This window comes from Microbacterium sp. NPDC055599 (assembly GCF_053618975.1).
In genome coordinates this window covers 79,841-103,315 of sequence record NZ_JBSHIM010000011.1, presented here as the reverse complement: position 1 = coordinate 103,315, position 23,475 = coordinate 79,841, and the positions used below count along the sequence as shown (strand labels likewise).

The 23,475-nt window shown below is 71.9% G+C and carries 21 protein-coding genes and 1 riboswitch; of the genes, 12 read left to right on the top strand and 9 right to left on the bottom strand.

All coding sequences use genetic code 11. The features are described 5' to 3' along the window. The first annotated feature begins 3 nt into the window (after nucleotides 1-3). Nucleotides 4-852, top strand: a complete 849-nt coding sequence (locus tag ACWGQ1_RS12355) for a PhzF family phenazine biosynthesis protein (protein WP_247981371.1) — start codon at nucleotides 4-6, stop codon at nucleotides 850-852. A 121-nt stretch (nucleotides 853-973) separates the two neighbouring features. On the opposite strand, the gene ACWGQ1_RS12350 is transcribed toward ACWGQ1_RS12355, so the two are convergent. From ACWGQ1_RS12350 to ACWGQ1_RS12325, 6 genes are all read right to left on the bottom strand, one after another. Continuing rightward, nucleotides 974-1,354 carry a VOC family protein gene (locus tag ACWGQ1_RS12350; RefSeq protein WP_136045970.1) on the bottom strand — a complete coding sequence of 127 codons (381 nt, stop codon included), beginning with the start codon at nucleotides 1,352-1,354 and terminating at the stop codon, nucleotides 974-976. Nucleotides 1,355-1,445: 91 nt separating this feature from the next. Then, a complete protein-coding gene (locus tag ACWGQ1_RS12345; RefSeq protein ID WP_136028503.1) occupies nucleotides 1,446-2,081 on the bottom strand; it encodes a response regulator transcription factor in 636 nt (211 codons plus the stop codon). Beyond that, the gene (locus tag ACWGQ1_RS12340) at nucleotides 2,075-3,271 is read right to left on the bottom strand and encodes a histidine kinase (RefSeq protein ID WP_452313051.1); all 1,197 of its coding nucleotides are present in this window, start codon (nucleotides 3,269-3,271) and stop codon (nucleotides 2,075-2,077) included. The genes ACWGQ1_RS12345 and ACWGQ1_RS12340 overlap by 7 nt, the downstream gene beginning before the upstream one ends. Before the next feature lie 29 nt (nucleotides 3,272-3,300). Continuing rightward, nucleotides 3,301-4,056, bottom strand: coding sequence for an ABC transporter permease (locus tag ACWGQ1_RS12335; protein WP_136028501.1), 756 nt, complete (start codon nucleotides 4,054-4,056; stop codon nucleotides 3,301-3,303). A gap of 2 nt (nucleotides 4,057-4,058) precedes the next feature. Then, nucleotides 4,059-5,057 carry an ABC transporter ATP-binding protein gene (locus ACWGQ1_RS12330; protein ID WP_240745269.1) on the bottom strand — a complete coding sequence of 333 codons (999 nt, stop codon included), beginning with the start codon at nucleotides 5,055-5,057 and terminating at the stop codon, nucleotides 4,059-4,061. An 82-nt stretch (nucleotides 5,058-5,139) separates the two neighbouring features. Continuing rightward, nucleotides 5,140-7,011, bottom strand: coding sequence for an FAD-dependent monooxygenase (locus tag ACWGQ1_RS12325; protein WP_452313050.1), 1,872 nt, complete (start codon nucleotides 7,009-7,011; stop codon nucleotides 5,140-5,142). A gap of 151 nt (nucleotides 7,012-7,162) precedes the next feature. On the opposite strand from ACWGQ1_RS12325, the gene ACWGQ1_RS12320 reads away from it, so the two are divergent. Then, the gene (locus ACWGQ1_RS12320; RefSeq protein ID WP_206251614.1) at nucleotides 7,163-7,873 is read left to right on the top strand and encodes an IclR family transcriptional regulator; all 711 of its coding nucleotides are present in this window, start codon (nucleotides 7,163-7,165) and stop codon (nucleotides 7,871-7,873) included. A gap of 273 nt (nucleotides 7,874-8,146) precedes the next feature. On the opposite strand, the gene ACWGQ1_RS12315 is transcribed toward ACWGQ1_RS12320, so the two are convergent. Further along, nucleotides 8,147-9,526 (bottom strand): MFS transporter, encoded by a 1,380-nt coding sequence (locus ACWGQ1_RS12315; RefSeq protein WP_452313049.1) that lies wholly within the window; start codon nucleotides 9,524-9,526, stop codon nucleotides 8,147-8,149. A gap of 125 nt (nucleotides 9,527-9,651) precedes the next feature. Here ACWGQ1_RS12315 and ACWGQ1_RS12310 point away from each other — a divergent pair, with 125 nt between their 5' ends. From ACWGQ1_RS12310 to ACWGQ1_RS12275, 8 genes are read left to right on the top strand one after another with little or no spacing between them, the layout of a single operon-like run. Then, on the top strand, nucleotides 9,652-11,151 hold the full coding sequence (locus ACWGQ1_RS12310; protein ID WP_206251615.1) for a fumarylacetoacetate hydrolase family protein: 1,500 nt from the start codon (nucleotides 9,652-9,654) through the stop codon (nucleotides 11,149-11,151). Then, a complete protein-coding gene (locus tag ACWGQ1_RS12305) occupies nucleotides 11,148-11,834 on the top strand; it encodes a GntR family transcriptional regulator (RefSeq protein WP_136033966.1) in 687 nt (228 codons plus the stop codon). Before ACWGQ1_RS12310 ends, ACWGQ1_RS12305 begins: the two co-directional genes overlap by 4 nt. Beyond that, a complete protein-coding gene (gene hpaE, locus ACWGQ1_RS12300; RefSeq protein ID WP_136033965.1) occupies nucleotides 11,831-13,330 on the top strand; it encodes a 5-carboxymethyl-2-hydroxymuconate semialdehyde dehydrogenase in 1,500 nt (499 codons plus the stop codon). The genes ACWGQ1_RS12305 and hpaE overlap by 4 nt, the downstream gene beginning before the upstream one ends. 28 nt (nucleotides 13,331-13,358) lie before the next feature. Continuing rightward, nucleotides 13,359-14,525 (top strand): 3,4-dihydroxyphenylacetate 2,3-dioxygenase, encoded by a 1,167-nt coding sequence (hpaD, locus tag ACWGQ1_RS12295; RefSeq protein WP_136036961.1) that lies wholly within the window; start codon nucleotides 13,359-13,361, stop codon nucleotides 14,523-14,525. A 9-nt stretch (nucleotides 14,526-14,534) separates the two neighbouring features. Beyond that, a complete protein-coding gene (locus ACWGQ1_RS12290; RefSeq protein WP_136033960.1) occupies nucleotides 14,535-15,320 on the top strand; it encodes a fumarylacetoacetate hydrolase family protein in 786 nt (261 codons plus the stop codon). After that, entirely contained in the window at nucleotides 15,305-16,105 is an 801-nt protein-coding gene (locus ACWGQ1_RS12285) for an HpcH/HpaI aldolase family protein (RefSeq protein WP_136036959.1), read from the top strand. The genes ACWGQ1_RS12290 and ACWGQ1_RS12285 overlap by 16 nt, the downstream gene beginning before the upstream one ends. A 59-nt stretch (nucleotides 16,106-16,164) precedes the next feature. Then, nucleotides 16,165-17,415 carry an MFS transporter gene (locus ACWGQ1_RS12280; protein ID WP_452313048.1) on the top strand — a complete coding sequence of 417 codons (1,251 nt, stop codon included), beginning with the start codon at nucleotides 16,165-16,167 and terminating at the stop codon, nucleotides 17,413-17,415. A 22-nt stretch (nucleotides 17,416-17,437) separates the two neighbouring features. Beyond that, the gene (locus ACWGQ1_RS12275; protein ID WP_136044387.1) at nucleotides 17,438-18,157 is read left to right on the top strand and encodes a DUF6882 domain-containing protein; all 720 of its coding nucleotides are present in this window, start codon (nucleotides 17,438-17,440) and stop codon (nucleotides 18,155-18,157) included. A 122-nt stretch (nucleotides 18,158-18,279) separates the two neighbouring features. On the opposite strand, the gene ACWGQ1_RS12270 is transcribed toward ACWGQ1_RS12275, so the two are convergent. Next, nucleotides 18,280-19,158 (bottom strand): bifunctional methylenetetrahydrofolate dehydrogenase/methenyltetrahydrofolate cyclohydrolase, encoded by an 879-nt coding sequence (locus ACWGQ1_RS12270; protein WP_136044386.1) that lies wholly within the window; start codon nucleotides 19,156-19,158, stop codon nucleotides 18,280-18,282. 117 nt (nucleotides 19,159-19,275) lie between these two features. Beyond that, nucleotides 19,276-20,550 (bottom strand): serine hydroxymethyltransferase, encoded by a 1,275-nt coding sequence (gene glyA, locus ACWGQ1_RS12265; protein WP_136033951.1) that lies wholly within the window; start codon nucleotides 20,548-20,550, stop codon nucleotides 19,276-19,278. A gap of 35 nt (nucleotides 20,551-20,585) precedes the next feature. Continuing rightward, a riboswitch (ZMP/ZTP riboswitch) is annotated at nucleotides 20,586-20,670 on the bottom strand. 116 nt (nucleotides 20,671-20,786) lie between these two features. Here glyA and ACWGQ1_RS12260 point away from each other — a divergent pair. Further along, nucleotides 20,787-22,298, top strand: a complete 1,512-nt coding sequence (locus tag ACWGQ1_RS12260) for a family 20 glycosylhydrolase (protein WP_452313047.1) — start codon at nucleotides 20,787-20,789, stop codon at nucleotides 22,296-22,298. Beyond that, entirely contained in the window at nucleotides 22,295-23,467 is a 1,173-nt protein-coding gene (locus tag ACWGQ1_RS12255) for an amidohydrolase family protein (protein ID WP_452313046.1), read from the top strand. Before ACWGQ1_RS12260 ends, ACWGQ1_RS12255 begins: the two co-directional genes overlap by 4 nt. Nucleotides 23,468-23,475: the final 8 nt, after the last annotated feature.

Below are 23,475 nucleotides of genomic sequence, written 5' to 3'. Positions count from 1 at the left end.
CCTATGACGGATGCCCCCGAGATCCTCCGCTTCAGCGCGTTCGCGGCGACGCCGGACGGCGGCAACCCCGCGGGGGTGGTGCTCGACGCCGGAGGCCTCGACGATGCGGAGATGCAGCGGATCGCGGCCGACGTCGGGTACTCCGAGACCGCGTTCGTGACCGGCGCCTCCGATGACGGGGCGCGGCTGCGGGTGCGGTACTGGTCGCCGGCCGCGGAGGTCCCCTTCTGCGGTCACGCGACGGTGGCGACGGCGGTGGCGCTGGCGGAGCGCGACGGCCCGGGCACGGTGGTGTTCGAGACGGCCGCCGGTGCCGTGACGATGGAGTCGTTCGCCGACGCGGACGGGCAGGTGACGGTGTCGTTCACGAGCGTCGAGCCGCAGGTGCGCGACCTCGACCCGGCGGTGCGCGACCGGCTGCTCGGACTGCTCGGGATGACCGCGGACGACGTCGACCCCCGCTTCCCCGTGCGGGAGGCGTTCGCGGGCAACTGGCACCCGATCGTCTTCGTCGCCGACCGTGAGCTGTTCCACCAGTTCCGCTTCGCCCCGGCCGCGGTCGCCGCCCTCATGCGCGAGCAGGGCTGGCTCGGCACGGTGACCGTGCTGCACGCCGAGGATCCGGCCGACATCGAGGCCCGCAACCTGTTCCCGGTCGGGCGCATCACGGAAGATCCGGCGACGGGTTCCGCGGCGGCCTCGGTCGGCGCGTACCTGCGCGCCCAGGGCTTCCCCGGCGACAGCGTGCGCATCCGCCAGGGCGCCCATGTCGGACGCCCCAGCGAACTGCGCGTGGCCGTGCCCGCGACGGGCGGCATCCTCGTCTCCGGCGGCGCGGTGCGGATCGGGTGACGCCCTCTCCCCGCCCGGCGCGCTTCGAGCGTTCGACGTGCTGTCGTCGGCACGGGTCGGCCGCCCGGACGTCCCGTACCCGCGACGCGAACCCGCGCACGCGCCGAGACGCGCGTGTCCCTCAGCCCTGCGCGCTGTAGTCCGGGAGCTCCTGCAGGGTCCAGGTGTTGCCGTCGGGGTCGTCGAACGACACGAACCGCCCCCAGTCGAGCTCCTGCACCCCGCGCGCCTCGACGCCGAGACCGCGCAGATGAGCCAGCGCCTCGTCGGCATCCGGCACGACCACCTGAATCGAGTTCTGCTGCCCGGGCTCCAGCGCGACGCCGAGGCCCGTGCCGAACGCGATCGAACAGGCCGACCCGGGCGGCGTCATCTGCACGAACCGCAGCCCCTCCGTCGGCGTGTGGTCCCAGTCGGCGTGGAAGCCGACCCTCTCGTAGAACTCCTTCGACCGGTCGACGTCCGACACGGGCACGAAGATGAGCTCGATCTTCCACTCCATCACGCACTCCTCCTGTCCGGGCTCCCTCGCCCGTCGCGGCTCACGGTACGCCGGGGCACCGACACCCGCCACCGCCGCGGCAGGGTCCGCGTCAGATCCAGCCCTTGTCCGAGGCGATGCGCACCGCCTGCGCCCGGTTGACCGCACCGGTCTTGCCGATCGCAGCCGACAGATGGTTGCGCACCGTGCCCGCCGACAGGAAGACCTCCGCGGCGATGGCGGCGGCGGATCGGCCGTCCGCGGCGAGCCGCAGCACCTGTCGCTCCCTGTCGCTGAGGGGATTCGCCCCGTCGAACAGGCTCTCCTCGGCGAGCGCGGGGTCGAGCACCCGCAGCCCGGAGTGCACGCGGCGCACGGCCTCGGCGAGATCCTCCGCGGGAGTGTCCTTCACGATGAAGCCGCTCGCGCCCGCGTCGAGGGCCGACCGCAGGTAGCCGGGCCTGGCGAACGTGGTCACCACGAGCACCCGCGTGCCCGGGCTGACCTCACGAATCCGCCGCGTCGCCTCGACCCCGTCCACGCCCGGCATCTGGATGTCCATCAGGCACACGTCGGGACGCACCTCGGCCGCCAGCCGCACCGCCTCCGCTCCGTCCGACGCCATGCCGCTCACGGTCAGGTCGGCCTCCAGGTCGAGCAGGGCCGCGAGCGCGCCGCGCACGAGAGCCTGATCGTCCGCGATCAGCAGCCGGATGCTGTCGCCCGCTCCCGTGTCCGCGTTCACCACGTCACCTCCACCCGCGTGCCCGACGCCCCCGCGGGTCCGATCGAGAACGACGCTCCCGCGGCCGCGGCGCGCTCGCGCATCCCGCGGACGCCGTTGCCGTCGACGGCGCGGGAGGCGCAGCCAAGGCCGTCGTCCTCCACGACCACCCGCCCCGGCGCGAACAGCACCCGAACCGTGTCCGCCCGCGCGTGACGCAGGACATTCGTGGTCGCCTCGCGAAGGATCCAGCTCGCGGTGATGGCCTGCGCGGGCGAGAGCGCCTCGGGCCCGCCCGTGGTCTCGAGCCGGATGTCGGCCGCGCGCAGGGAGTCCCCCGTCGCGGCGAGCTGCTCGATCAGCGTGGTCGCACGCGCCCCCGAGACGGTCTGCCGCACGCCCGCGATGGCTTCCGCGGTCAGGCGCTCGATGTCGGCGAGCTCGGCCCGCGCCCGCTCGGGGTCCGTGTCCATCAGGCGTCGCGCGAGCTGGGCCTTGAGGCCGACGACGGTCAGCGAGTGGCCGATGAGGTCGTGCACGTCGCGTGCGACCGCCTCGCGCCCCTCGCTCGTCGCCAGCTCCAGTCCGAGGCGCTCCGCCTCGGCAGAGCGCAGGATCAGCCAGGTCGACACCGTGTTGACGACCCCGAGCAGCGCCACGATCGCCAGGACCGACGCGTACGTCAGGTTGCCGGGGATGAGCAGCACGCACCCCGCGGCGACCACGACCGCCGCCACGGTCGCGATCCAGTGCCACAGCCGGGTGAGGCCGTACGACGCGAACGACATGATGAACGGAAGGAAGCTCAGCGCCGAACCGCCGACCGCCGGCACGGTCACGAGTGCGCACGCGATGAGCAGCGCGAAGGTGATCCACTGGCGCGGCGTCGGGGGCCGCCCGAGCCCTCCGCCGCCGCGCATGCCGTGCAGGAACCCCGTGACGTACAGGACGATGAAGGCGACGAGCGCCACCCAGCCGGTGACGACCCACCCGAGCGGTGCGGTCGAGTGCAGCAGGGCGATCACCGGGTACACCAGGAACACGAGCCAGATGACGGCCATCAGCCATCCGAACCGTGCCCACGGCTCCTTCCCGGAGCGGTCCGCGGCGCCGGGAGGCGGCGACGCGACCGGAGCTCCGGCCGCGCCGGACCGGAGGGCGTCGCGGGAGGCTCGGGGGCTGCCGGAGCGCTCCCGCTGCGTGCGCTGCGTCATCCGTCCAACCTACTGTCGGCCGGCGCGGGTCACTGCCGCGCCCGGGAGCGCCGCATGCCCATCGCGACCAGCACCGCGAACACCGCGAGCCACACGGCCACGTTGAGGAAGAGCATCCACAGCGGGTCGGTCTGCCCGGTCGTCAGCACGCCCTCGGTGAGCGGCCAGCGGCTCAGCGCGACGAAGCCGTAGAGCGGCGTGAAGCGGGCGATGTCGAGCATCACCCCGTCGAGCGGCATGAACACGTTGCCGAAGAACGCGAAGAACGTCATCGAGATGGACGCGAGGGCGGCGGCCGAGTCGGAGCTGAAGAACAGGCCGACACCGAGACCGAAGAGCCCGTACATGAGGCCGATGCCGAGGATGATGCCGGCGGTCGCGGCCCAGCGCCACCCGTCCTCGACCTCTGCGCCGGTGAGCATGCCGGCGACGAACACGGCCACGAGGGCCAGAGCCGCGAACGACACCGCGGTCAGCAGCTTCGTGAGCGCGTACCCCGCTGTGGTGAGCGGGGTCATCGCCAGCTGGCGCCCCCACCCCTGCTTGGCCTCGGTGGCGGCGAGAGACGTGAGCGAGCTCATCGCGACCGCCGTGCCGTAGGCGGCCATCGACGTCATGACGTAGAAGGAGACGTTGCCGTTCCCCGCGGACAGGGTGCCGTAGCCCATGCCCGCCCCGAAGAGCAGATACATGGCGACGGGCATCGCCAGGGTGAACGCGAGGGTGTACGGGTTGCGCAGCTGGCGGACGCCTTCGATGCGCAGCATGGTGGGTGAGACGAGCATGGTCAGTCCTCCGTGAGAGCGGTGAAGGCGGTCTCGAGCGTGGGCGCGGCGATCTCCAGGTCGTGCGCACCGCCGTCGAGCAGGATCCGGGCGGCCGCGTCGGAGTCGGTCGCGCGCAGGCTGAGGCGGTCCCCGTCCTGGCGCACCCCGGTCACGCCCTCGGCGGCGGCCACCGCGGCGAGGAGCGCCTCCGCGGTCCCCGGCGCGACGGTCGCGGCGACCGTGCGCTCCCCCAGGCTCGCGCGCAGCAGGGCGGTGGGGGCGTCGGCGACGACGGTGCCCCGGTGCATCACGACGGTGCGGCGGGCGAACTGCTCCGCCTCCTCCAGGTAGTGCGTGGCGAACACGATCGTGCGCCCGGCGTCCGCGTCGGCACGCATCACGTCCCAGAAGTGCCGGCGCGCGGTGACGTCCATCCCCGCGGTCGGCTCGTCCAGCACGAGGATGTCCGGGTCGGACACCATCGCGAGGGCGAACTTCACGCGTTGCTGCTCTCCCCCCGAGCACTTCGCGACCCGGCGGCGCGCGAGGCGCGTGAGGTCGGCCCTGGCCATCACGTCGCCCACCCGCGCGATCGCCTCTCCGCCGTGCAGCGAGGCGATGAGGCGCACGGTCTCGCCGACGGTGAGGTCGCCCAGCAGCCCGCCGGTCTGCAGCACCGCGCCGATCGCTCCGCTCGCGGTCGCCCGCTCCGGGGTCATGCCGAGGACCTGCACCGTCCCGCTGCTCGGGGCCGTGAGGCCGAGCAGCATGTCGAGCGTCGTGGTCTTGCCCGCGCCGTTGGGCCCGAGCAGTGCGACGACCTCTCCGCGGCGGATCGACAGGTCCACGCCGTCGACGGCCTGCACGCGGCGGTCTCCCGAGCCGTAGTGTCGGCGCACGTCGCGCAGCTCCAGCACGATCGGGGCGTCCGCGGGAGCGGCCGCGGGTTCGGTGTCGGGTCCGGGTGCCGGGCGAGAGGCGACCCGCATCGCCGTCGCGCCCGCAGAGGTGTCGTTCATGCCTCCAGCCTCGCGTCCGCCCGGCCGCGGCGCCGGAGCCCGGTGTCATCTCCTCGACATGACACGTGTCATGCGGCGGACCTCAGCGCGCGGGGAGGAAGGCGCCCTCCAGGAAGCCCTCGAGCTCCGCCACCCCGTCGAGCGGGAAGATCGCGGCCACGTACTGGTCGGGGCGCACCACGACCACGACGCCGTCGCGGGACAGCTCGCGCGCCTCGAAGATGTCCGTCGCGCACCACTTGCTGGGACCGGCGGCGTACACCTTCTCCCAGTCGGTGAGCCCGAGGGGACCCGTCTTCGGCTGGAACAGCGCGGGGGCAGAGGTCACCTCGACCTCCTCGAACGGCTGCGGGTACACGGCCTTCACGTCGAACACCGCGTCCTCGTCGCCGTCGGCCGGGGTGAACCGCGCGAACACGGGTGCCGCGGCCTCGGCCCAGGCCGTGAGCGCCTCGCCCGTCCGGTCGCCGAAGGCGTAGACGCGCCACCGGCCGTCGGCCTTCGCGTGGTGTCCGAGGTGCACGACGTTGCCGTCCCCGACCCGCACGACCTCGGCGGACTTGAAGCGCTTGCCCAGCGGATACCCGACCGCGAGCTCCTGGTGCGCGTCGGTGCCCGTGATCATGGAGCCCGTGTACTGCGTCATGAACCCGGAGGGGAACTCGGCCGTCGCGAGGTAGTACGTGGCCAGGTCGTTCGGGTCGGAGATCTCCTCGGGCTTGCGCGCCATGAGGCTCGACCACTCGCGGTCGAAGTCGATCAGCTGCTGCGCGACGGGCCGCCGCTCGGCGCCGTACGTGGCGAGCAGGGACTCGGGCGCGCGGCCGGTGAGCACGGAGCCGAGCTTCCAGCCGAGGTTGAAGCCGTCCTGCATCGAGACGTTCATGCCCTGGCCGGCCTTGGCGCTGTGCGTGTGGCAGGCGTCGCCGGTGAGGAACACGTGCGGCGTCCGCGACTCGCCCTCGTCCACGTCGTCGAAGCCGTCGGTCACGCGGTGCCCGACCTCGTAGACGCTGTGCCAGGCGACCTCGCGCACGTCGAGCGTGTAGGGGTGCAGGATCTCGTTCGCCCTGCGGATGATCTCCTCGATGGGCGTCTGGCGCACGCGGTGGTCGTCGTCGGCGGCGACCTCTCCCAGATCGATGTACATCCGGCTGAGGTAGCCGCCCTCGCGCGGGATGTGGAGGATGTTGCCCGCGGCCGAGTTGATGGCGCACTTGGTGCGCCAGTCCGGGAAGTCGGTGTTGACCAGCACGTCCATGACGCCCCAGGCGTGGGCGGCGCTGGCGCCGACGTGCGTGCGGCCGATCGCCTGGCGCACACCGCTGCGGGCGCCGTCGCAGCCGGCGACGTACTTCGCGCGGATCGTGCGCTCCTCGCCGGCGCGGTCGCCCGCGAGGTAGCGGATCCCGACCTCGACGGGGTACTCGCCCTCGTCGTGCACGGTGAGCCCCGTGAACTCCACGCCGTAGTCGGGCGTGATGCGGCCCGGCCCGTTCGCCGCGGCCTCGGCGAAGTAGTCGAGCACGCGCGCCTGGTTGACGATCAGGTGCGGGAACTCGCAGATGTCGTAGGCGTAGTCGGCGGTGCGGGAGGTGCGCACGATGCGATCGCGGTGCTCGGGGTCGGGACCCCAGAAGTTCATCCAGCCGATGTTGTAGGCCTCGGCGATGATGCGCTCGGCGAACCCGAACGCCTGGAAGGTCTCGACGCTGCGCGGCTGGATGCCGTCGGCCTGGCCGAGCACGAGTCGCCCCTCGCGCTTCTCGATGAGGCGCGTGGAGACGTCGGGGTACTGCGACATCTGTGCCGCGAGGAGCATACCGGCGGGGCCGGACCCGACGATGAGCACGTCGATCTCGTCGGGGAGGTCGGCGGGGCGGTCGGTGCCGATCCCCGCGGCGTCCTGCACGCGGGGGTCTCCGGACACGTAGCCGTGGTGGTGGAACTGCATCGTCGTCGATTCCTTCCGGACGTCGCTGTCGGGTGTCGCTGTCGGGTGCTGCGGGGTCTTGCGTCCGAGACGAGCGTGTTCTATATTCGAACACACCGTTCTACTATTGAACACAGCCTAAACCGGCGCCGCGCGCGCCGCAAGGAGCCGCATGTCCGAGAGCCCGACCGCCGCGCCCGCCTCGCAGACGCTCAGCCGCGGGATCCGCATCCTGGAGGTGCTGTCCGACGCACGCCATGCGCTCACGATCGACGAGATCGCCGCGCGGCTCGACGTGCACCGCTCGATCGCCTACCGCCTCCTGCGCACCCTGGAGGACCACGGGCTCGTCAACCGCGACGCGGCGGGCGCCGTCAGCCTCGGCGCACGCATGGCCGCCCTCGCCGCCGGCGTGGCGCACGACCTGCAGGCCGAGGCGCTGCCCGAGCTCACCGCGATCGCCAACGAGCTCGGCATGACGTGCTTCCTCGCGGTGCTCGACGGCACCGACTGCATCACCCTCGCGAGCGTCGAGCCGCGGCACGCGGTGGCCAGCGTCGCTCAGCGCCCCGGCGCCCGGCACCCGGTGACGGTGGGCGCCCCCGGCAAGGCGATCCTGGCGCAGCTCCCGGTCACCGAGCGGCCGGACGGCATCTCCCCCGCGCTGCGACGCGAGGTCGAGGCCGCCGCGGAGCGCGGGTACGCCACGAGCCACGACGAGGTCATCCCCACCGTGCAGGCCGTCGCCGTGCCGCTGGTGCTGCGCGGGCAGCGCCCGTGCGCGATCGCCGTCGTGCACGTGGCGACCGACCTCGACGACGCCGACATCGCCGCCCGCCTGCAACGCTCCGCCGCCGTGATCCGCGAGGCCCTCGACGGCTGATCCCACCCGGGGCTCACGCCCGCCGCATCCTCGGATCGATCGCCGCGCACCGGCGCGCGATGGCGCCCTCGCCCCGCGAGGGAGAACGCACGGCACCGGCGCGCGAGGGAGAACGCACGGCACCGCGCGCGCGAGCGAGAACGCACGGCACCGGGCACGCGCGAGAGGGCGCACGGCACCGGGCACGCGCGAGAGGGCGCACCGCACCGGCCATGCGAACGGGCGCCCCGTCGCCGTCCGGCAACGGGGCGCCCGCAGGATCGATCCTCGGCGTCAGGCCTTCGCGAGACCGCGGATCGGGCTGACCGCCTGCTCCTCCTCGTGATCCGGCCCCAGCGGGATGCCGGAGCGGTCTCGCAGCAGGAGCGTCGCGATCAGACCCAGCAGGGTCATGCCCACGAGGTACCAGGTGACGCCCGCGGTCGAACCGGTCTCCGCGACGATCGCGGTGGCGATCAGGGGCGCGAACGCGCCGCCCGCGATGGCCCCGATCGCGTACGAGATCGAGACGCCGGAGAAGCGGATGCTCGCCGGGAACAGCTCGGTGTAGAGCGCGGCCTGCGGGCCGTACGTGAAGCCGAGCCCGATCGTGAGGATCGCGAGCCCGGCGAACAGCAGGCCGATCTCGCCGGTGTTCACGAGCGGGAAGAGCGTGAACACGCCGACCAGCTGCAGCACCCAGCCGATGAGGTAGGTGGTGCGACGGCCGAGGCGGTCCGACACCCAGCCCGCCAGCAGCGTCGTGAGCAGCCAGGTGACCGCCGAGCCGGTGACGGCCCACAGCACGGGTCCGCGCTCGAGACCGATCGGGCCCTCCGGGTTGGTGGCGTAACCCTGGATGTAGCCGCCCGTGGTCATGTAGCCGACCGCGTTGTTGCCGGCGAAGACGAGCGCCGCGATGATCACGAGCAGCGCGTGCTTGCGGAACAGCTGCACGATGGGCATCTTCGCCTTCTCCTTGCGCTCGGCGAGCTCGGCGAAGACCGGGCTCTCCTCCACGCGGCGGCGCACGTAGTAGCCGACGAGGATCAGCACCACGCTGAGCAGGAACGGCACGCGCCAGCCCCACGCGAGGAACTGGTCGCCGGGGGCGATCGCCGTCATGAGCGCCATGACGCCGGAGGCGAGCAGCAGTCCGAGCGGCACACCGATCTGCGGCGAGGCGCCGAAGATGCCGCGCTTCTTGCGCGGGGCGTGCTCGACGGCCATCAGCACTGCGCCGCCCCACTCGCCACCGGCCGAGATGCCCTGCACGATACGCAGCAGCACGAGCAGGATCGGTGCTATCACGCCGATGGTCTCGTAGGTCGGCAGTACACCGATCAGCGCGGTCGCGGCGCCCATGAGGATGAGCGTCCACATGAGCACGGCCTTGCGCCCGAGCTTGTCGCCGAAGTGGCCGGCGAGGAACGCGCCGAGCGGACGGAACAGGAAGCTGACGCCGACCGTGGCGAAGCCGACCAGGGCGCTGTTGGCGCCGAGCGGCGCGAAGAAGAGCTGTCCGAAGACGAGCCCGACCGCCGTGGCGTAGATGAAGAAGTCGTACCACTCGACGGTGGTCCCGACGACGGTGGCGAACACGACGCGGCGCCGATCGGCCGCCGTCGCGATGGTTCCGGTGGGCGTGAACCCATCCTGTGACTGCCCGCTCATGGGGTGTCTCCTTTGCTTGTGACCGCATTGTCACGGCGTGCGCGGACGTGAATCCGATGTGCTTGCCGAGGGGTGACACGATGATATATGATTTCGGATACGACGCACAACGCGTCCGGCACGACATGCACCGAGCGCGAGGAGGCGCCCCCGTGACGGAACCCATCACCCGCCCCGGCAAGATCATCGCGATCCACCTGAGCTACGCGTCCCGCGCCGACCAGCGCGGCCGCCGCCCCGCCGCTCCCTCCTACTTCTTCAAGCCCGCCAGCTCGGTCGGCGTCTCCGGCGGCACGGTCGAGCGCCCGGCCGGCACGGAGCTGCTCGCCTTCGAGGGCGAGATCGCTCTCGTGATCGGCACCGCGGCGCGCCACGTCTCGCTCGCCGATGCGTGGGACCACGTCGGCGCGGTCACCGCGTCGAACGACCTGGGCCTGTACGACCTGCGCGCGAACGACAAGGGCTCCAACGTCCGCTCCAAGGGCGGCGACGGCTACACGCCCCTGGGCCCCGAGCTCATCGACGCCCGCACGGTCGATCCCGCCGCTCTCCGCGTGCGCACCTGGGTCAACGGCGAGCTCCGGCAGGACGACACCACCGCCGGACTGATCTTCCCGCTCGCCCAGCTCGTCGCCGACCTGTCGCAGCACTTCACCCTCGAGCCCGGCGACGTGATCCTCACCGGCACCCCGGCGGGCTCGTCCGTGATCGTGCCGGGCGACGTGGTCGAGGTCGAGGTCGACGCGCCGGACGCGCCCGGCGCTCCGAGCTCCGGCCGCCTGGTGACCACGGTGACGCAGGGCGAGGTGCCGTTCGACGGCGACCTCGGCTCCCTTCCCGCCGTCGACGACCTGCAGCGCACCGAGGCCTGGGGCTCCCGCGAGGAGGCGGGCCTGCCGCCGGAAGAGGACACACCCACGCTCACGCCCGAGCTGCGCGCCCAGCTGCTCGAGGCTCCGACCGCCGGGCTGTCGGCTCAGCTGCGCAAGCGCGGCCACCACTCCTGCTTCATCGACGGCGTCTCGGCGAACCTCCCCGGCACCAAGATCGTCGGCACCGCGAAGACGCTGCGCTTCGTGCCGTTCCGCGAAGACCTGTTCCGTTCGCACGGCGGCGGATACAACGCCCAGAAGCGCGCGTTCGACGCGGTCGCCGAGGGCGAGGTCATCGTGATCGAGGCCCGGGGCGACGCCACCACCGGCACGCTGGGCGACATCCTCGCGCTGCGGGCGCAGAATCGCGGGGCCGCGGGCGTCGTGACCGACGGCGGCGTGCGCGACTTCGACGCGGTCGCCGAGATCGGGCTCCCCGTGTTCTCGCAGGGCGCGCACCCCTCGGTGCTCGGCCGCAAGCACGTGCCGTGGGACGTCGATGTGACCATCTCGTGCGGCGGCGCGACCGTGCAGCCCGGCGACATCATCGTGGGCGACGGCGACGGTGTGATCGTGATCCCGCCGGCTCTGGCGGCCGAGGTCGCCGCCGACGCGATCGCGCAGGAGGTCGAGGACGCCTGGATCGCCGAGCAGGTCGCCGCCGGCCACCCGGTCGACGGTCTCTTCCCGCTGAACGCCGAGTGGCGCGCCCGCTACGAGCAGGCCACCGGGGCCGGGAAGGACCAGCGGTGAGCACGGTCGAGAGCGCGAGCAAGTCGGAGCAGGCGTACGCCTGGATCCGCTCGCGCATCTCCGCGCACACCTACGGCCCTGGCTACCGTCTGGTGCTCGGCCCGATCGCCGACGAGCTGGGCATGAGCGTGGTGCCGGTGCGCGAGGCCATCCGCCGACTGGAGGCCGAGGGGCTGGTGACGTTCGAGCGGAACGTGGGCGCCCGGGTGACCCTCGTCGACGAGGGCGAGTACGCCCACACGATGCAGACGCTCGGGCTGGTGGAGGGCGCGGCGACCGCGCTGTCCGCTCCCCTGCTCGACGCCGACGCCCTCGCCGAGGCCGCCGAGGTCAACGACCGCATGGCCCGGCTGCTCGACCACTTCGACCCGCACGCGTTCACGGAGCTGAACCGCCAGTTCCACTCGGTGCTGTTCGAGCCGTGCCCCAACCCGCACCTGCTCGACCTCGTGCACCGCGGCTGGGCCCGGCTGTCCGGCATCCGTGACTCCACGTTCGCCTACGTGCCCGGCCGTGCGCACCACTCCGTGGACGAGCACGCCCAGATCCTCGAGCTGATCCGCGACGGCGCCGAGCCGCTGGAGATCGAGCTCGCCGCCCGCAACCACCGCTGGCGCACGAGGGACGCGTTCCTCGATGCGCTGCACACCCGTTCCGTCCCCGCCGAAGGAGAAGCATCATGACCGACTCCCGCATCCCCGCCGACCTGCCCGACCACATCCAGCATTACATCGACGGCTCCTTCGTCGACTCGGTCGACGGCGACACGTTCGACGTGCTCGACCCGGTGACGAACCAGACCTACACCACGGCCGCCGCCGGCAAGAAGGCCGACATCGACCTCGCCGTCGCCGCCGCCAAGCGCGCGTTCGACGAGGGGCCCTGGCCGCGCATGCTCCCCCGCGAGCGCTCGCGCGTTCTGCACCGCATCGCCGACATCGTCGAGTCGCGCGACGCCCGCCTCGCCGAGCTGGAGTCGTACGACTCGGGTCTGCCGATCACGCAGGCGCTGGGTCAGGCCCGCCGCGCCGCCGAGAACTTCCGCTTCTTCGCCGACCTGATCGTGGCGCAGGCCGACGACGCGTTCAAGGTGCCCGGCAAGCAGATGAACTACGTCAACCGCAAGCCGATCGGCGTCGCCGGGCTCATCACCCCGTGGAACACGCCGTTCATGCTCGAGTCGTGGAAGCTGGGTCCCGCGCTCGCGACCGGCAACACGGTCGTGCTGAAGCCGGCCGAGTTCACGCCGCTGTCCGCCTCGCTGTGGGCGGGCATCTTCGAGGAGGCCGGGCTGCCGCAGGGCGTGTTCAACCTCGTCAACGGCCTGGGTGAAGACGCGGGTGACGCCCTCGTGAAGCACCCCGACGTGCCGCTCATCTCGTTCACGGGCGAGAGCCGCACCGGGCAGATCATCTTCGGCAACGCCGCTCCGTTCCTCAAGGGACTGTCGATGGAGCTCGGCGGCAAGTCGCCCGCCGTGGTGTTCGCCGACGCCGACCTGGAGGCCGCGGTCGACGCGACCATCTTCGGCGTCTTCTCCCTCAACGGCGAGCGCTGCACCGCCGGGTCGCGCATCATCGTCGAGCGGTCGATCTACGACGAGTTCGTGGAGCGCTACGCCGCCCAGGCGAAGCGCGTGAAGGTGGGCTACCCGCACGACCCCGCGACCGAGGTCGGCGCGCTGGTTCACCCCGAGCACTATGACAAGGTGATGAGCTACGTCGAGATCGGCAAGTCCGAGGGGCGTCTGGTCGCCGGTGGCGGCCGCCCCGAGGGCTTCGAGGAGGGCAACTTCGTCGCGCCGACCGTGTTCGCCGATGTCTCCCCCGACGCCCGCATCTTCCAGGAGGAGATCTTCGGCCCGGTGGTCGCCATCACCCCGTTCGACTCCGACGAGGAGGCGCTCGCGCTCGCGAACAACACCAAGTACGGGCTCGCGGCGTACATCTGGACCAACGACCTCAAGCGCGCGCACACGTTCGCGCAGTCGGTCGAGGCGGGCATGGTGTGGCTGAACAGCAACAACGTGCGCGACCTGCGCACCCCGTTCGGCGGGGTGAAGGCGTCGGGCCTCGGCCACGAGGGCGGCTACCGCTCGATCGACTTCTACACCGACCAGCAGAGCGTGCACATCACGCTCGCCTCCACGCCCCACAACCCGACCTTCGGCAAGAACTGACACCCGTCGCACGAGCAAGGACGCTGACATGACCGACAAGACCAAGAAGACGCTGACCTCCTCGGGGTACTACGTGAGCCAGGAGGCTCCGATCGAGTCCGACAACCCCGTCGCGACGCCGAAGAGCACCCCGCCCGACATCCTGCGCTGCGCGTACATGGAGCTCGTGGTGACCGACCTGGCCGCCTCGCGCCAGTTCTACGTCGACATCCTCGGCCTGTACGTGACCGAGGAGGACGACGAGGCCATCTACCTGCGCTCCACCGAGGAGTTCATCCACCACAACCTGGTGCTGCGCCAGGGCCCGATCGCCGCGGTGGCCGCGTTCTCGTACCGGGTGCGTTCGGCCGAGGACCTCGACCGCGCCGTGGAGTTCTACACCGAGCTCGGCTGCGACGTGCGCCGCAAGGAGGACGGGTTTGTGAAGGGCATCGGCGACTCCGTGCGCGTGGTCGACCCGCTCGGCTTCCCGTACGAGTTCTTCTTCGCCACCGACCACGTCGAGCGCCTGTCCTGGCGGTACGACCTGCACACCCCGGGTGAGCTCGTGCGCCTCGACCACTTCAACCAGGTCACCCCCGACGTGCCGCGCGCCGTGCGCCACTACCAGGACCTCGGCTTCCGCGTGACGGAGGACATCCAGGACGACGAGGGCACCGTGTACGCCGCGTGGATGCGCCGCAAGCCCACCGTGCACGACACCGCCGCGACCGGCGGTGACGGCCCGCGCATGCACCACGTCGCCTTCGCGACGCACGAGAAGCACAACATCCTCGCGATCTGCGACAAGCTCGGCGCGCTCCGCCGCTCCGACGCGATCGAGCGGGGCCCCGGCCGTCACGGCGTCTCCAACGCGTTCTACCTCTACCTGCGCGACCCCGACGGCCACCGCGTCGAGATCTACACGCAGGACTACTACACGGGCGACCCCGACAACCCCGTGGTCACGTGGGACGTGCACGACAACCAGCGCCGCGACTGGTGGGGCACCCCGGTCGTGCCGTCCTGGTACACCGACGCGTCGCTCGTGCTCGACCTCGACGGCAACCCGCAGCCGGTCGTCGCCCGCACGGACTCCAGCGAGATGGCGGTCACGATCGGCGCCGACGGCTTCTCGTACACGCGCGCCGACGAGGGCGAGGGCTCGATGCCCGAGTACAAGCAGGGCGAGTACAAGCTGGGCCACCAGCTCTAGGGGGCACGGATGCTGTCTGAGGAGACGATCGCGCAGATCGCGGCGGAGCTCGCCGAGGCCGACCGCACGCACGGCGTGATCCCGCGCATCACCGCGCGGTACCCGGAGGCCACCGTCGAGGACTCGTACGCGATCCAGGGTGTGTGGCGCGACTCGCAGGTCGCGGCGGGGCGCCGACTGGTGGGCCGCAAGATCGGGCTGACCTCGAAGGCCATGCAGCAGGCGACGGGCATCACCGAGCCCGACTACGGCGTCATGTTCGACGACACCGTCTACGAGTCCGGCGCCGAGATCCCGACCGCGCACTTCTCGAACGTGCGCATCGAGGTCGAGCTCGCCTTCGTGCTGAAGGAACCCCTGGAGGGTCCGGACTGCACGCTGGACGACGCCCTGGCCGCGATCGACTACGCGGTCCCCGCGCTGGAGGTGCTCAACTCGCACATCGAGCTGGAGGGCCGCACGATCGTCGACACGATCAGCGACAACGCCGCCTACGGGGCGATGGTGCTGGGGACCGTGCGCAAGCGCCCCGATGAGATCGATCTGCGCTGGGTGCCCGGTGTGCTGTCGCGCAACGGCGAGATCGAGGAGACGGGCGTGGCCGCCGGCGTCCTCGGGCACCCCGCCACCGGCGTCGCGTGGCTCGCGAACAAGTTCCACCAGCACGGCGCGCGGCTGGAGCCTGGCGAGATCATCCTGGCAGGATCGTTCACGCGCCCGATGTGGGTGTCGCGCGGCGACGAGGTGCTGTGCGACTACGGACCGATGGGAACCATCACATGCCGCTTCGTCTAGCCCCGTCGTTCCGCGCACAGCTCGCGGAGTCCGACCGGCCGTTCGTGGGGATGTGGGTGTGCTCCGGCAGCCCGCTGCTCGCCGAGGTGGCCGCGGGCTCCGGCCTGGACTGGCTCCTGATCGACATGGAGCACTCTGCCAACACGCTCGAGTCGGTGCTCCTCCAGCTCCAGGCGGTCGCGGCGTACCCGGTCACCCCGCTCGTGCGAGCTCCCTTCAACGACGCGGTCGCGCTGAAGCAGATCCTCGACCTCGGCGCGCAGAATCTGATCGTGCCGATGGTGTCGTCCGCCGAGGAGGCCCGGGCCGCCGTGTCCGCGACCCGCTACCCGCCGGAGGGGGTGCGCGGTGTCGGCAGCGCCCTGGCCCGCAGCGCCCGGTGGAACCGCGTCGAGCGGTACCTGCAGGAGTCGGCGCAGCACACCTCGCTCACGGTGCAGATCGAGACGACCGCGGGGGTGGAGGCCGCGGCCGACATCGCGGCGGTCGACGGCGTCGATGCCGTGTTCGTCGGCCCGTCCGACCTGTCCGCGTCGATGGGGCTGCTCGGCCAGCAGACGCATCCCGACGTCGTCGCCGCGGTGGAACGGGTGTTCACGGCCGTGCACGACGCCGGGAAGCCGGTGGGCGTGAACGCGTTCGACCCCGCCGCGGCCGACGCCTACCTCGCGGCGGGCGCGGACTTCGTGGCGGTGGGCGCCGACGTGGCGCTGCTCGCCCGGGCGTCCGAGGCCCTGGCCACGCGCTTCATCGGCACGGACGGCACACCGCGCTCCAGCTACTGACCCGCCGCGCCGCGTGATCCGTGGCAGGATGACTCGGTGCACAGCAGCGAGGCGTCCCGATGATCCGCGGTCTCGCGGCGATGCAGGACCGCAACTTCCGCTGGTTCTTCCTGGCGCGGGCGATCACGATGATCACCGGCTCGATGTCGTCGATCGCGCTGGCCTTCGCGGTGCTGGAGATCGACAACGACGCCCGGTCGCTGTCGATCGTGCTGGCCGCGTTCACCGTCAGCAACATCGTGTTCGTGCTGTTCGGCGGGGTCATCGCCGACCGCCTGCCGCGCGCGCTCATCATCCAGTCCTGCTACGTCGTCGACATCCTGTCGATCGGCGCGATGGCGGCCCTGCTCTTCACCGGCACCGCGACGGTCCCCCTGCTGGCGATCCTGTCGGTGGTCAACGGCGCCTCCACCGCGTTCGTGCTCCCGGCGATGCAGGGCATCATCCCGCAGCTGACCACCCCGGAGCACCTGCAGCAGGCGAACGCGATGCTGTCGTTCGTGCGGTCGGCCGTCACGATCGGCGGACCGGTGATCGCGGGTGTCGTGGTCGCGGCCGCCGGCCCCGCGTGGGCCATGGTGGTGCAGGCTGCGGGCTGGCTGGTCGCGATCCCGGTCCTCGCGCTCGTGAAGCTGCCTCCGCCCGCCGCGGAGGGCGGCACCACGATGTTCCACGACCTGCGGATCGGGTGGCACGAGTTCTGGAGCCGCAGTTGGCTGTGGACCATCGTGCTGGCCTTCATGATCATGAACGCGATCCACGTCGGGGCGTGGGGGGTGGTGGGGCCCTACATCGCGAAGAACGACGACCGGCTCGGCATCACCGGCTGGGGGTGGGTGCTCAGCGCGGAGGGCGTCGGCGTGCTGCTGATGACGCTGCTGCTGATGTGGGTGCCGCTGCGGCGTCCGCTGCGCTACGGGATGATCGGGATGGCCGCGTTCGCGATCCCGCTCACCGTGCTCGGCGTGCATCCCGGGGTGGTGCTGCTGGCGATGGCCGCGTTCCTCGCGGGGGCCGGAGCCGAGGTGTTCGCGACGGGCTGGAACCTCGCGATGATGGAGAACGTGCCCGGCGAGAAGCTCTCGCGCGTCGCCAGCTACGACATGCTGGGCAGCTTCGTGGTGATGCCGATCGGCACGCTCGTGTACGGCTGGCTGATCACCCAGGCCGATCCGGCCACCGTGCTGATCGCGTCCGGCGCGGTCTACGGCGCGATCGCCCTCGCGACGCTCGCGGTCCCCAGCGTCTGGCGGATGGGACGACCGGCGGCGGCGGTCGCTCCGGCCCGCGCCGAGGTGGCGGATTCATAGCAATCACGGGGAGACTGGGGGCATGACCTTCGCCGCCCTCCAGCCGCTCGCCGACCGTGCCGCCCTGTTCACCGCGCTCCGCCAGGACGCCCTCTCCGCGGCTGCCGATGCGCTCGGCGAGCACCGCTGGGATGCCGACCTGACTGCGGGCACGCTCACGTTCACGGCGAACGCGGATCCCACGCGGCAGCTGGTGACCCGCGCCCACCTGATCGCGACGATCGCCCCGGGGCCGCGCTCGCTGCTGTGGGCGTGGGCGCACCCGCAGGGCGACCCCCAGGGTGTCGCGGCCCAGCTGCGCGCGTACGGCACCGAGCACGGGGTCGCCGAGCTGACCTCCCCCGAGGTGCCGTTCCCGGCCGAGGCCTCGGGCGACGCGGACTGGATCGCGCAGGCGGCGCACACGATCGGCGGGGTCGCGGTCGAGCTGACCGGGCGCTCCCCGTACTACTCCGCGCCGGTCGACGGCGGCACGCGCGCGGTGTTCCTCCTCGACGCACCGCTGGCGCCGCTCACGGTGGCCGACGCCGTGGTCGCGCTCCCCCGCGTGCTCTCCGGTGCGGCGCTGCCCGACGCCCGGACGTCGGTGTGGGACCTCGCTCGTCTGGCCGGCTGGACGCTCACGTGGACCGACGAGGCGTTTTCCGGTGCGACCGTAGTCGACACGAGCGGCACCGCGACGTTCCGTTTCGACGAGCAGGCGCGCATCAGCGGCGTCGAGAGCTCGCTGCACGGTCGCTGAGCCCAGTCTCCTCCCGCCGGCACCGTCTCCTCGCACCGTCTCCTCGCGCTGCGGAATGGAGAAGGCGCCCCTCCCGGCCGGGTGGGGCGCCTTCTCGATCCCGCGGTGACGGGCCGCCGGAGTCAGACCGCGCGCTCGGCGGCTTCGACCACGTTGGTCATGAGCAGCGCCACCGTCATCGGTCCGACGCCGCCGGGGTTGGGCGACAGGTAGCCGGCGACCTCCGCCACATCGGGCGCGACATCGCCGAACACCAGGCTCTTGCCCGTCTCCGGGTCGGTCTCGCGGGTCACGCCCACGTCGAGCACGGCGGCGCCCGGCTTCACGTCCTCGGCGCGGACGAGGTGCTTCACGCCCGCGGCGGCCACGATCACGTCGGCCTCCCGCAGGTAGCGCGGCATGTCGACCGTGCCGGTGTGGGTGAGCGTGACGGTGGCGTTGAGGTCGCGGCGGGTCAGCAGCAGCCCGATCGAGCGGCCGATCGTGACGCCGCGGCCGACCACCACCACGTGCTTCCCCTTCAGGTCGTAGTCGTTGCGCAGCAGCAGCTCGATCACCCCGCGCGGCGTGCACGGCAGCGGCGTGTGGATGGGCGCGTTGACGTTGAGCACGAGCCGGCCGAGGTTGGTCGGGTGCAGGCCGTCGGCGTCCTTCGCCGGGTCGATTCGCTCCAGGATGGCGTCGGTGTCGAGGTGCTTCGGCAGCGGGAGCTGCACGATGTAGCCGTGGCAGGCGGGGTCGGCGTTGAGCTCGTCGATCAGCGCCTCGACGTCCTCCTGGGTCGCGTCGGCGGGCAGCTCGCGCTGGATCGAGTTCATGCCGATCGCCTCGGACTGCCGGTGCTTCATGCCGACGTACAGCTGCGAGGCCGGGTCGGCACCGACGAGCACGGTCGCGATGCCCGGCGTGATCCCGCGCTCCTTCAGTGCGGCGACCCGCTCGGTCAGCTCGGCCCGGATCTCGGCCGCGGCGGCCTTCCCGTCCAGGATCTTCGCGGTCATGTGATTCCTCTTCTTCTCTCCCCTCCCGCCGGGTGCAGGGCTTCCCGTCGAGTGCACGCCCCGCTCGCGTGAGCAGGCCGTGCACTCGGCAGGATCCGGTGCGCTCGGCGCGAGGGACTACTGCTGCAGGTCGGGGTAGAGCGGGAAGGCGGCGGCGAGCGCGTCCACGCGGGCGCGCAGGGCCTCCACGTCGGCGCCGGGCAGCAGCGCGAGCGCGATGATGTCGGCCACCTCGGTGAACTCCGCGTCGCCGAAGCCGCGCGTCGCGAGCGCCGGGGTGCCGATGCGCAGGCCCGAGGTCACCATCGGCGGACGCGGGTCGTTCGGCACGGCGTTGCGGTTCACGGTGATGTGGATGTCGTGCAGGAGGTCTTCCGCCTGCTTGCCGTCGATCTCCGCGTCGCGCAGGTCGACCAGCACGAGGTGCACGTCGGTGCCGCCGGAGCGCACGGCGATGCCCGCGTCCTGCACGTCCTGCTGCGACAGGCGCTCGGCGATGAGGGCGGCGCCGCGGAGCACGCGCTCCTGCCGCTCCTTGAACTCGGGGGTGCCGGCGAGCTTGAACGCGGTGGCCTTGGCAGCGATCACGTGCATGAGCGGACCGCCCTGCTGGCCCGGGAACACCGCGCTGTTGATCTTCTTGGCGATGTCGGCGTCGTTCGTCAGGATGAAGCCGGAGCGCGGGCCGCCGATCGTCTTGTGCACGGTCGAGGAGACGACGTGCGCGTGCGGGACCGGGTTGGGGTGCAGACCCGCGGCGACGAGGCCGGCGAAGTGGGCCATGTCGACCCACAGCACCGCACCGACCTCGTCGGCGATCGCGCGGAAGGCGGCGAAGTCCATCGTGCGCGGGTACGCCGACCAGCCGGCGATGATCACCTTCGGCTTGTGCTCGAGCGCGAGGCGACGCACCTCGTCCATGTCGATGGTCGAGGTCTCGGGGTTCACGCCGTAGGCGACGATGTCGTACAGGCGGCCGGAGAAGTTGATCTTCATGCCGTGCGTGAGGTGCCCGCCCTGGTCGAGCGAGAGGCCCAGGAGCGTGTCGCCGGGGCGGGCGATCGCGTGCAGCACGGCCGCGTTGGCGGACGCGCCGGAGTGCGGCTGGACGTTGGCGAACTCGGCACCGAAGAGGCTCTTGGCCCGCTCGATCGCCAGCGACTCGGCGACGTCGACCTCTTCGCACCCGCCGTAGTAGCGGCGGCCCGGGTAGCCCTCGGCGTACTTGTTGGTCAGCACGGAGCCCTGCGACTGCAGCACCGAGACGGGGACGAAGTTCTCCGAGGCGATCATCTCGAGGAAGGTCTGCTGACGCTTCAGCTCGCGGTCGAGGACCTGGGCGATCTCCGGGTCGACCTCGGCGAGCGGGGCGTTGAAGTAACGGTCGGTCATGACGTGCTCCTTTGACGACGGATTCGAGGGGTGTTCGCATCGGCCCAGGCGCGCGGTCGAATTCCGTGGTCAGTCGCTCCCCGGTGGTAGTCCACCCAGACGCCAGTCGCGACGGTTACGAGCATAGCGGATCGGCGGAGCGGGACAGCGCGCTGCCGGCGGGTGCCCGACCGGCCACGCAGAATCGTTTCGATTCCGCTGTTCCCCTGGGCGTCCGCGGCCGATAGGTTTTGTTCATGGTCCTTCCTCTCGAGCTCCCCCTCGTGCCCGCCCCCGCCTCCGCCACCGTCGGCGATGGCCGCCTCGCGATCACCTCCACGTCCCGCATCCAGGGCTCCTCCCCCGCCGCCGCGCAGCTCGCCGCCGCGGTCGAGCGCCGCACCGGCCTGCGGCTGGAAACGGCCGCCGAAGAGCCGGCCGACATCGAGCTGCGCCTCGACAGCGGTGTCGCGGCCGCCGAGGGGTACACTCTGCGGATCGACGACCGCGCGGTGGTCACCGGCGCCGACGAGGCCGGACTGTTCTACGGCGTCCAGACGCTGCTGCAGCTGCTGCGCGAGGACGCCGGAGGCTGGGCGCTGCCGCACGTGGAGATCGCCGACACCCCGCGGTTCGCGCGCCGGGGCGTGATGCTCGACGTGGCGCGCCACTTCTTCGGCGTCGACGACGTGAAGCGCTTCATCGACAGCACGAGCGCCCTGAAGTACAACCACCTCCACCTGCACCTGAGCGACGACCAGGGCTGGCGGGTGCACATCGACGCCTGGCCGCTGCTGACCGAGCGTGCGGCCACGACCTCGGTCGACGGTCACCCCGGCGGCTTCTACACGAAGGACGACTACCGCGAGATCGTCGCCTACGCCGCGACGCGGCACATGATCGTGATCCCCGAGATCGACCTGCCGGGACACACGCACGCGATCGGCGTCGCCTATCCGGAGCTCGTCGAGGAGCCGGTGCTGAACGACGCCCTGGTCGCCGACTCCGAGCGGCTCGGGCAGCCGCTCCCGGTCGCCGGCGAGACGTATCTCGGATGGGGCGTCGGCCACTCCAGCGTGCGCATCCACGAGGAGCGCACCTACGACTTCGTGCGCGACGTCGTCCGGGAGCTCGCCGAGATGACACCCGGCCCGTACATCCACATCGGCGGCGACGAGTCGCTCGGCACCCCGCAGGCCGACTTCGACCTGTTCGCCGAGCGCGCGACGGCGATCGTGGTCGCGGAGGGCAAGACCCCCGTCGCCTGGCACGAGATGGGCTCCGCCGCGAACATCGCCGAGGGGACCGTCGGACAGTACTGGGGCAAGACCACGCCGGAGGGCACGCACGCGGCGGAGGCCGCGCACTTCGTCGAGCGCGGTGGCGCGCTGATCATGTCCGCCGCGAACGTGACCTACCTCGACATGAAGTACACCGAGGACTTCCCGCTGGGGCTCACGTGGGCGGCGATCATCGACGTCCGCTCCGCCTACGAGTGGGAGCCGACCGCGGTGCTCGACGTGCCGGAGTCCGCGATCCTCGGCGTGGAGGCGCCCCTGTGGTCGGAGACCACCCGCACGCTCGACGAGGTCGAGCAGCTGGTGTTCCCCCGCGCGGCGGCCCAGGCCGAGGTCGCGTGGTCCCCGCGCGAGGGTGCCGGTCGGAGCTGGGAGTCGTTCCGGGCGCGGGTCGGACGACTCGCGCCGCTGTGGAAGGCTGAGGAGGTCGATTTCCACCCCGCCGCTGACATCCCCTGGAGCGAACGTTGACCACCCACTCCTCCGCGACCGGCTCGCTGGTCGTCCACTCCGCCCGCATCGTCGACCGCGGTGAGGTCACCGACGACGGATGGGTCCGCATCGAGAACGGCGTCGTCGTCTCGCGCGGCACCGGGTCGGAGTGGGAGTCCGCGGACGAGGTGGTCGACGCGGCGGAGGCCGCAGGTCCCGGCGCCGTGCTGACCCCCGGCTTCATCGACATCCACGGCCACGGCGGCGCCGGTGCCGCGTACGACGACGGCATCGATGCGATCCGGACCGGGCGCGACCTGCACCGCGCGCACGGCACGACCCGCGCCGTCATCTCGCTGGTGACCGGAACGCTGGACGCACTGGCGGAGAGCGTCGCGACCATCGCCGACCTCACCGAGACCGACGTCGACGTGCTCGGCTCGCACCTCGAGGGCCCGTTCCTCGACCCCGGCCACCACGGCGCGCACGAGCCGTCGCTGCTGCGCCACCCCTCCGAGCGGGACGTCGCCCGGCTGCTGGACGCGGGGCGCGGCACCGTGCGCCAGGTGACGATCGCGCCGGAGCTGCCGGGTGGGCTGGACGCCGTGCGGCAGATCGTCGCCTCCGGAGCGGCGGCCGCCGTGGGGCACACCGACGCCGACGCCGACATGGCGATCGCGGCGTTCGAGGCGGGAGCGTCGATCCTCACCCACGCGTTCAACGCGATGAACGGCATCCACCACCGCGCCCCTGGCCCCGTGCTCGCCGCGGCCGCCGATCACCGGGTGATCCTCGAGGCGATCGCGGACGACATCCACCTCGACCCCGCTGTCGTGAAGCTCGTGTTCGACGCGGCGCCGACCAGGGTCGCGCTGATCACCGACGCCATGGCCGCCGCGGGCAGCGCCGACGGGCAGTACGACCTCGGCGCCGTTCGCGTGACGGTCCTCGACGGGGTGGCGCGCGCCGACAACACGGGCTCGATCGCCGGGTCGACGCTCACGCAGGATGTGGCACTGCAGCGCGCCGTACGCGCGGGGGTGCCCCTGACCGAGGCGGTGCGCGCGCTCACCGAGACACCGGCGAGGGCCGTCGGACGGCACACGCGTCTCGGCGCGCTGCGCGCGGGCATGCTCGGTGACGCCGTGCTGCTCGATGCGAGGCTGCGCGTCGCGCGGGTCTGGACGGGCCAGGCACTGTCCGCCTAGAAGGACAG

Bases quoted from the DNA above. Each gene is read 5' to 3' on its own strand.
- ACWGQ1_RS12315 (WP_452313049.1), bottom strand. From the start codon at position 9,526: ATGAGCGGGCAGTCACAGGATGGGTTCACGCCCACCGGAACCATCGCG.
- ACWGQ1_RS12310 (WP_206251615.1), top strand. From the start codon at position 9,652: ATGCACCGAGCGCGAGGAGGCGCCCCCGTGACGGAACCCATCACCCGC.
- ACWGQ1_RS12280 (WP_452313048.1), top strand. From the start codon at position 16,165: ATGATCCGCGGTCTCGCGGCGATGCAGGACCGCAACTTCCGCTGGTTC.
- ACWGQ1_RS12270 (WP_136044386.1), bottom strand. From the start codon at position 19,158: ATGACCGCGAAGATCCTGGACGGGAAGGCCGCCGCGGCCGAGATCCGG.
- hpaE (WP_136033965.1), top strand. From the start codon at position 11,831: ATGACCGACTCCCGCATCCCCGCCGACCTGCCCGACCACATCCAGCAT.
- ACWGQ1_RS12330 (WP_240745269.1), bottom strand. From the start codon at position 5,057: ATGAACGACACCTCTGCGGGCGCGACGGCGATGCGGGTCGCCTCTCGC.
- ACWGQ1_RS12325 (WP_452313050.1), bottom strand. From the start codon at position 7,011: ATGCAGTTCCACCACCACGGCTACGTGTCCGGAGACCCCCGCGTGCAG.
- ACWGQ1_RS12350 (WP_136045970.1), bottom strand. From the start codon at position 1,354: ATGGAGTGGAAGATCGAGCTCATCTTCGTGCCCGTGTCGGACGTCGAC.
- ACWGQ1_RS12260 (WP_452313047.1), top strand. From the start codon at position 20,787: ATGGTCCTTCCTCTCGAGCTCCCCCTCGTGCCCGCCCCCGCCTCCGCC.
- ACWGQ1_RS12290 (WP_136033960.1), top strand. From the start codon at position 14,535: ATGCTGTCTGAGGAGACGATCGCGCAGATCGCGGCGGAGCTCGCCGAG.
- hpaD (WP_136036961.1), top strand. From the start codon at position 13,359: ATGACCGACAAGACCAAGAAGACGCTGACCTCCTCGGGGTACTACGTG.
- ACWGQ1_RS12275 (WP_136044387.1), top strand. From the start codon at position 17,438: ATGACCTTCGCCGCCCTCCAGCCGCTCGCCGACCGTGCCGCCCTGTTC.
- glyA (WP_136033951.1), bottom strand. From the start codon at position 20,550: ATGACCGACCGTTACTTCAACGCCCCGCTCGCCGAGGTCGACCCGGAG.
- ACWGQ1_RS12335 (WP_136028501.1), bottom strand. From the start codon at position 4,056: ATGCTCGTCTCACCCACCATGCTGCGCATCGAAGGCGTCCGCCAGCTG.
- ACWGQ1_RS12285 (WP_136036959.1), top strand. From the start codon at position 15,305: ATGCCGCTTCGTCTAGCCCCGTCGTTCCGCGCACAGCTCGCGGAGTCC.
- ACWGQ1_RS12340 (WP_452313051.1), bottom strand. From the start codon at position 3,271: ATGACGCAGCGCACGCAGCGGGAGCGCTCCGGCAGCCCCCGAGCCTCC.
- ACWGQ1_RS12355 (WP_247981371.1), top strand. From the start codon at position 4: ATGACGGATGCCCCCGAGATCCTCCGCTTCAGCGCGTTCGCGGCGACG.
- ACWGQ1_RS12320 (WP_206251614.1), top strand. From the start codon at position 7,163: ATGTCCGAGAGCCCGACCGCCGCGCCCGCCTCGCAGACGCTCAGCCGC.